This is a genomic window from Pseudomonas sp. H1_D05 (genome assembly GCF_054682705.1).
Window position 1 is genome coordinate 3,899,426 of sequence record NZ_CP162825.1, and the last position, 12,722, is coordinate 3,912,147.

The window sequence follows — 12,722 nt, forward strand, 5'->3', positions numbered from 1 at the left end:
CAGCGGTTCACCTGCCGCCTGGGATGTCTTTGTTAACGGATCCGATGATGAATGCACCGCTGAAGGCGTTCGGCCCGATCAAGGCCGTGATTTTCGATATGGACGGTTTGCTGCTGGACACCGAGGGCATTTACACCGAAGTCACTTCGCTGATTGCCCAGCGCTACGGGCGCACCTTCGACTGGAGCGTCAAGCAGAACATCATTGGTCGTGGAGCCAACGATCTGGCCAATTACGTGGTGCAGGCACTGGATCTGCCGATCACCGCCGAAGAGTTTCTGGTGATCCGCGAACCATTGATGCGCGAGCGTTTTCCCACGGCGCAAGCGATGCCGGGTGCCGAGGAGCTGATTCGCCACCTCAAGGCGCACAACATCCCCATCGCCGTCGGCACCAGTTCGTCGCGGCTATCGTTCGGACAAAAAACCACGCTGCACCGCGACTGGTTCGCGCTGTTCGACTTCATTGTCACGGCGGACGATCCGGAAGTCGGCGCGGCGAAACCGGCACCGGATATCTTCCTGACCGCTGCCCGCCGTCTGGGTGTGGCACCTGAGGACTGCCTGGTGTTCGAGGATTCGCCGTTTGGCGTGACCGCAGCGAAAGCCGCAGGCATGACGGCCATCGCCATCCCCGATGCCGCCATGGCCGATGAAAAGTACGCACACGCTGACGGGATTCTTCGGAGTTTGAAAGCGTTCACGCCAAGTGCCTGTGGTTTGCCGGCACTGGAATGGGCGTAAACATCTGAGACAAAAAAACGCCGCCCCTCTGTAAAAAGAGGAGCGGCGTTTTTCGTTCAGGCGACTCGGAAAATCACGCGCCGAAACCACCGTCGATGGTCAGGCTGGCACCGGTGATGTAACCGGCTTCCGGGCCCGCCAGATAGGCGACGAAACTGGCGATTTCTTCGGCTTTACCGTAACGACCGACGGCCATCAACGGAATGAGGCTTTCGGCAAAGTCACCGTGCGCCGGGTTCATGTCGGTGTCGACCGGGCCAGGCTGGACGTTGTTGATGGTGATGCCGCGCGGGCCGAGGTCGCGGGCCAGACCTTTGGTCAAACCGACCAGCGCCGATTTGCTCATGGCGTACACACCGCCACCGGCGAAGGGCATGCGGTCGGCGTTGGTGCTGCCGATGTTGATGATGCGCGAACCTTCGCCCATGTGCTTGGCGGCTTCTTGCGAGGCGATGAATACGCTGCGCACGTTGATGGCCAGGGTCTGGTCGAAATCTTCCAGGGTGAAATCTTCCAGCGGAGCGACAGCCAGCACACCAGCGTTGTTGACCAGGATGTCGAGTCGGCCAAAGGCTTCGACCGTGGCGCTGACCGCGTGGCGGATCGCTGCGGCGTCGGCGCTGTCGGCCTTGATCGCCAGGGCTTTACCGCCGCTGGCGGTGATGCTGTTCTGTAACTCTTCGGCTTTGGCGGTGGAGCTGACGTAAGTGAAGGCTACTGCAGCGCCTTCAGCGGCCAGGCGTTTGACGATGGCAGCGCCGATACCACGGGAACCGCCTTGAATCAGAGCGACTTTGCCGCCGAGGTGTTGAGTGGTCATGTTCGATCTCCAGACTATTCAAGGCGGGATGCCTTGTTGTTGGTGCCGAGTATCGGCCTCTGATCCACAACCGTGTAGACCCTGATTGCTATAGTCTGTGTAAACCAAAAGTTTATAGTGGCGGCCATGGAAACCTTCAGCAGTATCGAATGCTTTGTCCGTAGTGCTGAGGTCGGCAGCTTTGCCGAGGCGGCGCGGCGCTTGAGTCTGACCCCGGCAGCGGTTGGCAAAAGTGTCGCAAAGCTTGAGGCGCGGCTGGGTGTGCGGCTGTTTCAGCGCAGCACCCGCAGTCTGACGCTGACCGAGGCGGGGCAGCTGTTTTTGAGTGAAGTCAGTGCCAGTCTGACCACGATCCAGAATGCCGTGGCCAATCTGGCCAGTGCCGAAGGGCAGCCGATCGGCACCTTGAAAGTCAGCATGGGCACGGTGTTCGGGCGCCTTTATATAGTGCCGTTGCTCGGCGAGTTTCTGCAGCGCTTCCCGGCGATCAATCCGGACTGGCATTTCGATAATCGTCAGGTCGATCTGATCGGGCAGGGCTTTGATGCGGCGATTGGCGGCGGCTTTGAGCTGCCACAAGGTGTGGTGGCGCGCAGATTGACGCCAGCGCATCGGGTGTTGGTCGCTTCGCAGGATTATCTGAACGGCAATCCTGCGATCACTCATCCGGACGATCTCAAGCAGCACGACGGCATTCTGATTCGCTCACCGCAAACCGGGCGTGTGCGTTCATGGCAATTGACGCACCGCAATCAGCAGCACAGTCCGTTGATGCTCAAGGCCAGGATGACCATGAGCGATTCCGAAGCCGCGTGTGCGACAGCAGCGCAGGGCCTGGGGATTGCACTGGTGAGCATGCCGTTTGCGGTGGGGTATCTGCAGGCGGGTACGTTGCAGCGGGTGTTGCCGGGCTGGTTCGTCGATGATGGCAACATCTCCATCTATTACGCCGAACACAAATTGTTGCCGGGCAAGACGCGTGCGTTTGTCGATTATGTGATTGAACAGTTTGCGGAACAGGGATTGGCGCGGCGCTTTAGTGCGATTTGAGCAACCTTGATACCGAGTTGCAGTCTTCGCGAGCGGGCTCGCTCCCACATTTGGAATGCATTTCCCCTGTGGGAGCGAGCTTGATCGCGAATGGGGCGACTCGGTTTCCGATGATGAGCCTAGCGGGCAAACCGCCCCGGCCAGCCAATGATGTTCTTCGGTCGGGGTGTTGCATACGTTCGCACTTTCGACGTCGACAAGCGCAAGCGCACCAGCGATTCCGCAATCGTTACCGCCGCCGTGACACCATCCACCACCGGCACGCCAGTGCGCCGACGAATCTGCTCATCCAGGCCGGCCATGCCACCGCAACCCAGGCAGATCACCTCGGCTTTGTCCTGCGTCACCGCCAGTTCTGCCTGATGCACGATGGCTTCCAAGGCACGCTGTGGCTCGTGTTCCAGTTCCAGAACGGCCAGACCACTGGCCCGTACCGATGCACAACGATCCCACAGGCCGGAGAGTTTCAGCCGATCTTCGATCAGCGGTACGGTGCGATCCAGCGTTGTCACCACCGAATAGGCGTGGCCGAGAAACATCGCCGTGCTCGCGGCCGCATCGGTGATATCCACCACTGGCACGTTGAGCAATTCCTGCAGACCTTCGCGACCGTGCTCGCCGTAGCCGGCCTGAATCACGGCATCGAACGGCTGGTCGTAGGCCATCACCCGATCCATCACCGCGATGGCCGCCAGATAGCTTTCGAAATTGCCTTCAATCGAGTCGGCACCGAAGTACGGCGTCAAACCGACGATTTCGGTACCGGGCGAGGCGACAGCCTGCGCCGAGCGGGCAATGGCCTCGGTGATGGATTCGGTGGTGTTGACGTTGACCACGAGAATACGCATGGGGAAATCCTTATAGCGGGCAGTTCGGCGGCCCGAAGTCCGGGCCACGAGGGAATTAATGGCAGACGTTGTCGACAGCGATCGATTCGCCGCTGATGTCGGCGTAGTGCGGCTGGCGTTTGGCGATGATCAGATAAAGCATTCCGGCGATCGCGGCGCCGATCAGCCAGGAGAACGGGGAGACGCTGTGGAAACCCGGCACGAGCGCCAGGACGATGGCGATCAGTGCCGCAGGAATAAACGCCGCCACCGCACGGAAATTCACCCCACGGCTGTAGTAATAAGCGCCGTCGGGATCTTCGCTGTAGAGCTGCGGCACGTTGATCCGGCCTTTGCGGATCAGCCAGTAGTCGACCATGATCACGCCGTACAACGGGCCGAGCAGGGCGCCGAGGCCAGACAGGAAGTACACGATCACCAGCGGGCTGTTGTAGAGATTCCACGGCAGGATCAACACGGCGATGGTCGCGCTGATCAGTCCGGCGCGGCGGAAGGTCAGGTACTTCGGCGCCAGGTTGCTCAGCACGAATGCCGGGGCGACGAAGTTGGCCATGATGTTCACCGCCACGGTGACAATCAGGAATGCCAGGCAACCGAGCACCAGGAAGAAGGTGTTGGGAATCGAGGCGATGATCTCTGTCGGGCTCTCGATGATCCGGCCGTTGATCTGAAATTGCGCACCGCAGAGCAGCACGGTAATCGCGGCGAATACCAGAATATTCACCGGCAAACCCCAGAAGTTTCCTACTTTGATGGTCTTGCGGCACGGCGATGAGCGGGCGAAGTCGCAGAAATTCAGAATCAACGTGCCGTAGATCGCCAGCCACAGTGCGCCGCCGGCAAAAATGTTGCGCCACATCTCGCCACCGGTCAGTGGCTCGCGGATCGACCAGGCGATGGTCGCGTTGGCCTGGAAGTACATCCACGCGGCGAGGGCGGCAACGGTCAGCAGAATCACTGGCCCGGCAAACGCTTCGTAACGGCGGACCATTTCCATGCCGTAGGCGAGGATCGCCAGTTGCACGAACCAGATCGCCACGAAGCACACCCAACCCAGCGACGACAGACCAAGAATCGAATCGTGGTCGTATTCGGCGAATCCGGGATGGACTGCAGTGAGCAATACGCGAAATACCACTGACGCCAGATACGTCTGAATGCCGAACCAGGCGATGGCGATAACCGCGCGGATCAGTGCAGGAATTTGCGCGCCGTGGATGCCGAAACTGATCCGGCTGATCACTGGAAACGGCACCCCGGTTTTTTGTCCCATGTAACCGGACAGGTTCATGAAGACATACACCAGCGCCGCGCCGATCCCCAGCGACAGCAGAATCTGCCAGCCCCCCAGGCCCAAGGCGTACAGACCGATGGCGAACGAGTAGTTGGCGATGTTGTGCACATCGTTGGTCCACAGGGCAAAGATGCTGTATTTGCCCCAGCGTCGACCTTCGGCCTTGGTTGGCGCCAGATCGCTGTTGTGCAGACGCGGACTGAGTTGTAACGGCTCGGCCAGACCGTCATGGGGTAACGGTTGGTCGAGAGCAGCGGCGGGCAGATTCAGCGCGATGTTGTTGGAGAGACTTGTACGCATTCCGGCAGGCTCCTGATGTTCAGGGCCGCGATGACTGTGCATGAGCCGTCAGGCTCGACAAATCTTCGTCGCGGCAGTGAAAGCATCACTGGTTACGGGGCATCTGCAGCCTGTACGGGATAGGGCGCTTCAGGCTTGCGGATCGAAAGTGGTTTTATGTTTTGCAGTTTTGTATACAAAACATGTATGCACCTAAGCCAGATCTGTGCCAGTCGTTGATCTATGTGCAACCGTGCTCATTTCGAAAAGTTATCGATGTGCGCTAAGTGTCTGAAAATAATTGGCTAAAAATTGACCGGTTGAACAGGTATTTATTTTTGGCGGGGGATTTTGATGGCGGGCGGAGGCGAGGGATTTTTGGCAGGGATGTAACTTTTCAGGGCGCTTAAACAAAAAAGTGCACACATAAATGGCACCGATGGTGACATTCCTGTGTACACATTTATTGATTCGCTCCAAAACCTTGTGGGAGCGAGCTTGCTCGCGAAGGCGGTGTGTCAGTTTAGGAAGATGCTGACTGACATTGCGCTTTCGCGAGCAAGCTCGCTCCCACAGGGAATGGGGTGACAATTAGAAGGATTACGCCTTGCTGATGATATTCCCGGCATGCAACCCGCACTCTTTCTGCGTTGCCTCTTCCCACCACCAGCGGCCTTCGCGCTCGTGCTGATTCGGCAGGACAGGGCGGGTGCACGGTTCGCAGCCGATACTGATAAAGCCGCGCTCATGCAGGCTGTTGTACGGCAACTCGAGCATGCGGATGTAACCCCAGATCTCTTCGCTGGTCATCTGCGCCAACGGGTTGAACTTGTACAGGGTGCGCTCGGGGGTGGAGAACGCGGTATCGATTTCCATCACCGCTACGGCACTACGAGTGCCCGGGCTCTGGTCGCGGCGCTGGCCGGTGGCCCAGGCTTTGACGGTGGACAATTTTCGGCGCAGCGGCTCGATCTTGCGGATACCGCAGCATTCGCCGTGGCCGTCCTTATAGAAACTGAACAGGCCTTTTTCCTTCACGAACGGTTCGAGTTTCGTGTAGTCCGGCGACACCAGTTCGATGTCGATCTTGTAGTGCTCGCGCACCTGATCGATGAAGCGGTAGGTCTCCGGGTGCAGACGGCCGGTGTCGAGGCTGAACACCTTGACGTTCTTGTTGAGCTTCCAGGCCATGTCCACCAGCACCACATCCTCGGCGCCGCTGAAAGATATCCACAAGTCATCGCCGAACTCGGCGAACGCGAGTTTGAGGATCTCTTGCGCGGATTTGTTGGCATAGGTCGTGGCGAGTTCCACGACGTCGAACGTTGCACTCATCAGGGCGGCTTCCTACAGGTCGGTGGCGCTGGGCGCTCTATATGGCGCTGATGGTAACAAAAAGCTGCACGGCTCGGGGACGTGCTGTGCGTTGCGCGTCTGCATGTGAGTCGCTAGAGTTCGGCCTCGCTCGACTCAAATAATCAATACAAACGGGAGTGTCTTGTGGAAATTGCTTGCCTGGATCTTGAAGGGGTGTTGGTGCCGGAAATCTGGATCGCCTTCGCCGAAAAAACCGGAATCGAATCCCTCAAGGCCACCACCCGGGACATTCCCGATTACGACGTGCTGATGAAGCAGCGCCTGCGCATCCTCGATGAGCACGGCTTGAAGCTGTCGGACATTCAGGAAGTGATCGCCACACTGAAGCCGCTGGACGGCGCGGTGGAGTTCGTCAACTGGCTGCGCGAACGCTTTCAGGTGGTGATTCTGTCGGATACGTTTTACGAGTTCTCGCAGCCGCTGATGCGGCAGCTGGGCTTTCCGACGTTGCTTTGCCATCGCCTGATTACTGACGAAACCGGGCGGGTGACCAGCTATCAGTTGCGCCAGAAAGATCCCAAGCGCCAGTCGGTACTGGCGTTCAAGAGCCTGTATTACCGGGTGATTGCGGCGGGGGATTCGTATAACGACACGACGATGCTGGGCGAGGCTGATGCGGGGATTCTGTTTCATGCGCCGGAGAATGTGATTCGTGAGTTCCCGCAGTTTCCTGCGGTGCATACCTTTGCCGAGTTAAAGCAGGAATTCCTCAAAGCCTCAAATCGCGACCTGAGTTTGTAGTCGTCTGGAAGGGCCCCTTCGCGAGCAGGCTCGCTCCCACACTTGGAATGCATTCCCCTGTGGGGCGAGCCTGCTCGCGAAGCTTTTAGAGGTTTTGCAGGGTTTCCAGCAGAACCTTCACTTTGGTAATCGACTCCTGATATTCAGCCTGCCAATCCGAATCGGCCACAATTCCGCCACCGCCCCAGCAGCACACCTGCCCATCCTTGACCAACAGACTGCGAATCGCGATGGAACTGTCCATCTCGCCGCGCACGTCCAGATACAGCAACGAGCCGCAATACAACCCACGCCGCGTCGGTTCCAGCTCATCGATGATCTGCATCGCGCGGATCTTCGGCGCGCCGGTAATCGAGCCACCGGGGAAACTGCCGGCAATCAAATCCAGTGCGTCACGATTATCCGCCAGCTCACCGGTGACGCTACTGACCAAGTGATGCACGTTCGGATAGCTTTCCAGACTGAACAGCTCCGGCACTCGCACCGAACCGATGCGGCAGGTGCGCCCGAGGTCGTTGCGCAGCAGGTCGACGATCATCAGGTTTTCCGCGCGATCCTTGGGGCTGGCCAGCAGTTCGGCAGCGTTCGCGGCATCTTCAGTCGGGGTCATGCCACGCGGACGGGTGCCTTTGATCGGCCGGGTTTCCACCTGACGGTCGCTGACTTTGACGAAGCGCTCTGGCGACAGACTCAAAACGGCACTGCCATCAGGCAGGCTCTGGAAACCGGAGAACGGCGTCGGGCAGGCTTCGCGCAATGCGCAATAAGCCAGCCACGGATCGCCTTGGCATGAAGCGCGAAAGCGCTGAGCGAAGTTGACCTGATAGCAATCGCCGGCCTGGATGTAATGCTGGATGCGCTCGAAGGCCTGACGATAATTGTCGGCCGAGAGGTCGGCGGTCATTGGCTGGTTCAGTTTGAACGGCGCCATCGACTCGACAAGCGGCTGGCTGAACAGCGCGATCAGCCGCTGTTTCTCGCTATCGATCACGGATGGATGAAACACCAGTTGGCTGCTGGACGTCTGGTGATCGCTGATCAGCGCCCAGTCGTACAGGCCAAAGCGGGCATCCGGCAATTGCAGATCATCCAGCGCCTGGCTCGGCAGGTTTTCCAGATGCCGACCGAAATCGTAGCTCAGGTAGCCGATCAAACCGCCAGCGAATGGCAGGTCGAAACCCGTTGGCAAATCAGCCTTGCCCAGACGGGTCAGATTATCCCGCAGGCGCTGAAGGAATACGCCGCCGCTTTCGTCGGGCAACACCGCCAGATGTTCCAGCGGCCAGGCGCTGAGCAGGTCATAACGACCACGGCCGGCACTCGGCCGGCCACTGTCGAGCAGCACGGCGCCGGGCGCGTTGCGGATGGCCGCGAAGTAGTCGGCGGGATTGGCATGGTAGGGCAGCGGGTGTACGGAACAGGTCAACATGGGCGGGGCAGATCGGCCGTTGAGGCGGGGTGGGGATTGTAGTCCTCTCTCGGCTGTCAGATCAAAATCAAAAGCCTACCCCCTCACCCCAACCCTCTCCCCCAAGGGGGCGAGGGGGAAAGGGAGCAGATCTTCATGCTTTTCAAGACCCGAGTTCGGCTCGATATCTCAAGCTGACGAGGGGGAAAGGGAGCAGATCTTCATGCTTTTCAAGATCCGAGTTCGGCTCGATATCTCAAGCTGGCGAGGGGGAAAGGGAGCAGATCTTCATGCTTTTCAAGATCCGAGTTCGGCTCGATATCTCAAGCTGGCGAGGGGGAACGGGAGCAGATCTTCATGCTTTTCAAGATCCGAGTTCGGCTCGATATCTCAAGCTGGCGAGGGGGAAAGGGAGCAGATCTTCATGCTTTTCAAGATCCGAGTTCGGCTCGATATCTCAAGCTGGCGAGGGGGAAAGGGAGCAGATCTTCATGCTTTTCAAGATCCGAGTTCGGCTCGATATCTCAAGCTGGCGAGGGGGAAAGGGAGCAGATCTTCATGCTTTTCAAGACCCGAGTTCGGCTCGATATCTCAAGCTGGCGAGGAGAAAGGGAGCAGATCTTCATGCTTTTCAAGATCCGAGTTCGGCTCGATATCTCAAGCTGGCGAGGGGAAAGGGAGCCGATCATCATGCTTTTCAATGCCGGAGTTCGACTCAAGACGTTCAGGTCGGCGTACCTCGAACATCCACCTCGGTCAGTCCCCTCTCCCTTTGGGAGAGGGCTAGGGTGAGGGGCTTTTTGTTTTTCAGCTTTTAGCCTTCCACAGCAGGAATATGCCCGAACATCTCCTGCGTAAACGCCACCCGCTCTTCAACCGATTCCGTCACCCCACGCGCCTTCAGCTCTTCCAGCCGCGCTTCAACCGCATGGGTACGCAACGTCAGCCCACAATCATTGGCAATCTGAATATTCAGCCCAGGCCGCGCATTCAGCTCGAGAATCAGTGGGCCTTTCTCCTGATCAAGCACCATATCAACACCGATATAGCCCAACCCGCACAGCTCATAACAGCCAGCTGCGAGCTTCATGAAACCGTCCCAGTAGGGCAGTTGCACGCCGTCCACCGCGTTGGTGGTGTCAGGGTGTTTGGCGATGATGTTGTTCAGCCAGGTGCCGCGCAACGTCAGACCCGTGGCCAGGTCAACACCGACACCGATGGCGCCCTGGTGCAGGTTGGCCTTGCCGCCGGACTGCCGGGTCGGCAAGCGTAGCATGGCCATCACCGGGTAGCCCATCAGCACGATGATGCGGATGTCCGGCACGCCTTCGTAGCTGATGCTTTTGAAGATCTGATCCGGGGTCACGCGGTATTCGATCAGCGCGCGATCACGGTGGCCGCCGAGCGAATACAGGCCAGTGAGGATGCTCGAGATGTGATGCTCCAGCTCTTCATGAGCGAGGATCTTGCCTGACACCGTGCGATAGCGGCCCTCGAAGCGGTCGGCAATCACGATGATGCCGTCACCGCCAGCGCCTTGGGCCGGTTTGATCACGAAGTCGTTGCGCCCGCCGATGATCTCGTCGAGCTTGTCGATTTCCTTCTCGGTGGAGATCACGCCGTACAGCTCCGGCACGTGAATGCCGGCCTCGATGGCGCGCTCCTTGGTGATGATCTTGTCATCGACAATCGGGTACAGGCTGCGCTTGTTGTACTTGAGCACGTAGTCGGCGTTACGCCGATTGATGCCCATGATGCCCCGCGCCTCCAGGGCCTTCCAGGTCTTCCAGAAACCGAACATCAGGCGTCAGCCTTCTTCAGGAAAGCCTTGAAACGCACCAGTTCGGTCAGGCGGTAACCGCGATAGCGCCCCATCGCCAGCATGAAACCGACCAGAATCAGCAGGATCGCCGGGAAGGTGAACACGAAGTAGACCAGCTCTGGCACGGTCATGATCAGGTGCGCGAGTGACGCCGCGAACAGCGTGCCGATCGCGACTTTCATCGCATGGCTGGCGCCGCGTTCTTCCCAGGTGATCGACAGGCGTTCGATGGTCATGGTCAGAATCACCATCGGGAACAGCGCCACCGACAGCCCGCGTTCCAGGCCAAGTTTGTGGCTGAACAGGCTGATCGCCGCGATCAACACTACAACAAAGGTCAGCACCACCGAGAGTCGCGGCAGCATTTGCAGCTTCAGGTGTTCCAGATACGAACGTAATGACAAGCCCAGCGCCGTTATCACGGTAAACAGCAGAATGCCGAAGCCCAGTTGCGTTTCGCGGAAGGCGAGGGCGATCAGCACCGGGGTGAACGTGCCGAGTGTCTGCAGGCCGATCAGGTTGCGCAGAATCAGGATCACCAGCACGCCGATCGGGATCATCACCATGATCATGAACGTCTGCTGCGTCTGCAGCGGCAAGCCGTACAGCGAGTATTCGAGGAAGTTGGCGTCGGTGTTTTCGTCCGTCAGCTTGGCCAGACGAATCGCATTCATCTCGCTGTTGTTCAGGCTGAAGGTCACGTTGGCTTTTTTGCCGCCATCGACGGTGATCAGGTTTTCATCGCCGGTCCACCACAGCAGGCGGTCGGTCGGCAGGCCCTGCTCGCCGGTTTCCGGGTTGAAGTACAGCCAGTCGTTGCCGTTGAAGCTGCGCAGCCACAGTTCCGGGGTTTGCGGCTGGTCGGCGACGAGGCGGATGGTGTGGACTTTTTCCACCGGCACGTGGGCAATGGACAACAGCAGTTCAACGATTTTGGCTTTGTGCGGCGTCGACGGATCGCCGGCCAGCAGCAGTTTCACGTTGTCGTCGTTGACGTTGTTGACGCGTTTGATCGCCTCGCCAATAAAGGTTTCGACGTCGGCGGAATGTTGGCGGATCGGCGCGAGCAGGGCTTCGGCGGCGATTTTCTCAGGGCCTTCGATGGCGATGCTGTCGCGGAAGGTCGGGCCTTTGATCTTGGATTTTTCGGCGGTGTAACGCTTGGTCAGCACCAGACGGTAATAAAGGGTCTGGTTGCCCTTGGCCCGGCGCGCCGACCAGGTGACCTTGCGGTTGCCGTCGACGCGGTTGACGGCGACACCGTAGTTATTGGAGATAAAACTCTCGTTGAGGCTGACGTAATCGCGGCTCAACGGTGGCACGAACATCTGGATCTTCACCGGATCCTTGGTGCTGGCGACGAACTCGACCTTGGCGTCGATGTTCCACAAGTCGTCGGTGGCGTCTTCGGTCACCGGGATGCCGAGCACGAAAATCTGATAGGCCGTAACCGAAACGCCCAGGAGCACCAGAATGGTGATCAGGATTTTCAGGTGGAAGGTTAGAGAACGCATGGAAATTACTCGGCGGTATGAGCGGCGATGGTGCAGGCGGGTTTGCCGGCAGCGTATTTAAGGCTTGGATCGACCAGCGCATCAAAGCGTTTCAGCGCTTCGGAGCCAATCAAAAAGCGGATATTGGAACGCACTTCGGTCGGTCAGGTTCACTTCGATGCTGCGCATCGCCGTGCCCATGCAGATATCCAGCTCGATCACCGGACGGGCGGTGTACTTCTTGCCTTCCTCCGGGTCGTAATCGCCAGCGCGGCGCTTGATCTTGCTGACCCGCGCCAGCGGCCGTTCGATCGGGTGCGAATGCGCGGCGTCGATGGCCAGGTAGAAACGTACCCAGGACTCACCGTTGCGTTTAAAGCGTTTGATGTCGCGGGCACTCAGCGATGCGGTTTTCGCACCGGTGTCGAGTTTGGCCGCAACTTCCAGGTTGATGCCGTCAAGCGAAGCGTATTCGTTGAGGCCGTACACGGTTTTTTCCCCCGCGGCGGCGAGGCCGGGCAGGCAAAACAGGGCAAAGAATGTGGGAAAAGGCTTGAGTCTCATAAATCCTGGTGCGCAGCGTTCCGTTTTCGGTTCAGGTCCTTGGCAAAACTTGCGCAAGGCCCTTCGTGTGCCTGGCAGCTTTTTATGACAAGCCGTACAAATGGCCAGCAAATGCGGGCGGCATTCTAGCACGGTGGGTTTATGGCGCCAGCGCTTGGGCCGGTCTATAAAAGATCAGAAGATCGCAGCCTTCGGCAGCTCCTACATTGGATTTGCGTGCGCCCTGTAGGAGCTGCCGAAGGCTGCGATCTTTTAAGGTTATTAGACGATTGTCGACAATACC

At 58.7% G+C, this 12,722-nt stretch carries 10 protein-coding genes and 1 pseudogene; 3 read left to right on the forward strand and 8 right to left on the reverse strand.

Going from position 1 to position 12,722, the window contains the following annotated elements; translation table 11 throughout:
- The first annotated feature begins 47 nt into the window (after positions 1–47).
- Positions 48–743 (forward strand): HAD-IA family hydrolase, encoded by a 696-nt coding sequence (locus AB4O11_RS17745; protein ID WP_460127695.1) that lies wholly within the window; start codon positions 48–50, stop codon positions 741–743.
- A 73-nt stretch (positions 744–816) separates the two neighbouring features.
- Here AB4O11_RS17745 and AB4O11_RS17750 read toward each other — a convergent pair whose 3' ends face one another.
- A complete protein-coding gene (locus tag AB4O11_RS17750; protein WP_093431727.1) occupies positions 817–1,563 on the reverse strand; it encodes a 3-oxoacyl-ACP reductase family protein in 747 nt (248 codons plus the stop codon).
- Between the two features lie 126 nt (positions 1,564–1,689).
- Between AB4O11_RS17750 and AB4O11_RS17755 the strand changes: the two genes are divergently transcribed.
- Positions 1,690–2,613, forward strand: coding sequence for a LysR family transcriptional regulator (locus tag AB4O11_RS17755; RefSeq protein WP_460127697.1), 924 nt, complete (start codon positions 1,690–1,692; stop codon positions 2,611–2,613).
- Between the two features lie 119 nt (positions 2,614–2,732).
- Here the strand turns inward: AB4O11_RS17755 and AB4O11_RS17760 are convergent, their stop codons facing one another.
- The 3 genes from AB4O11_RS17760 to AB4O11_RS17770 form a co-directional block, all read right to left on the reverse strand.
- On the reverse strand, positions 2,733–3,461 hold the full coding sequence (locus AB4O11_RS17760; protein WP_095047763.1) for an aspartate/glutamate racemase family protein: 729 nt from the start codon (positions 3,459–3,461) through the stop codon (positions 2,733–2,735).
- Between the two features lie 55 nt (positions 3,462–3,516).
- Positions 3,517–5,055: an NCS1 family nucleobase:cation symporter-1 gene (locus AB4O11_RS17765; RefSeq protein ID WP_460127699.1), complete on the reverse strand. Its 1,539-nt coding sequence runs from the start codon at positions 5,053–5,055 to the stop codon at positions 3,517–3,519.
- 579 nt (positions 5,056–5,634) lie between these two features.
- The gene (locus tag AB4O11_RS17770; protein ID WP_116255220.1) at positions 5,635–6,369 is read right to left on the reverse strand and encodes a phosphoadenylyl-sulfate reductase; all 735 of its coding nucleotides are present in this window, start codon (positions 6,367–6,369) and stop codon (positions 5,635–5,637) included.
- Positions 6,370–6,534: 165 nt separating this feature from the next.
- On the opposite strand from AB4O11_RS17770, the gene thrH reads away from it, so the two are divergent.
- On the forward strand, positions 6,535–7,152 hold the full coding sequence (gene thrH, locus AB4O11_RS17775; RefSeq protein ID WP_007916444.1) for a bifunctional phosphoserine phosphatase/homoserine phosphotransferase ThrH: 618 nt from the start codon (positions 6,535–6,537) through the stop codon (positions 7,150–7,152).
- Positions 7,153–7,237: 85 nt separating this feature from the next.
- On the opposite strand, the gene pabB is transcribed toward thrH, so the two are convergent.
- From pabB to rloA, 4 genes and pseudogenes are all read right to left on the reverse strand, one after another.
- On the reverse strand, positions 7,238–8,581 hold the full coding sequence (gene pabB / locus AB4O11_RS17780; RefSeq protein ID WP_460127701.1) for an aminodeoxychorismate synthase component I: 1,344 nt from the start codon (positions 8,579–8,581) through the stop codon (positions 7,238–7,240).
- A 793-nt stretch (positions 8,582–9,374) separates the two neighbouring features.
- Complete coding sequence (locus AB4O11_RS17785; protein ID WP_093431747.1) at positions 9,375–10,361, reverse strand: alpha-L-glutamate ligase-like protein; 987 nt, start codon at positions 10,359–10,361, stop codon at positions 9,375–9,377.
- Positions 10,361–11,896, reverse strand: a complete 1,536-nt coding sequence (gene rloB / locus AB4O11_RS17790) for an osmotic stress tolerance membrane protein RloB (protein ID WP_093431750.1) — start codon at positions 11,894–11,896, stop codon at positions 10,361–10,363. Before rloB ends, AB4O11_RS17785 begins: the two co-directional genes overlap by 1 nt.
- Before the next feature lie 5 nt (positions 11,897–11,901).
- Positions 11,902–12,439, reverse strand: a pseudogene (gene rloA / locus AB4O11_RS17795) (retropepsin-like aspartic peptidase RloA).
- Positions 12,440–12,722: the final 283 nt, after the last annotated feature.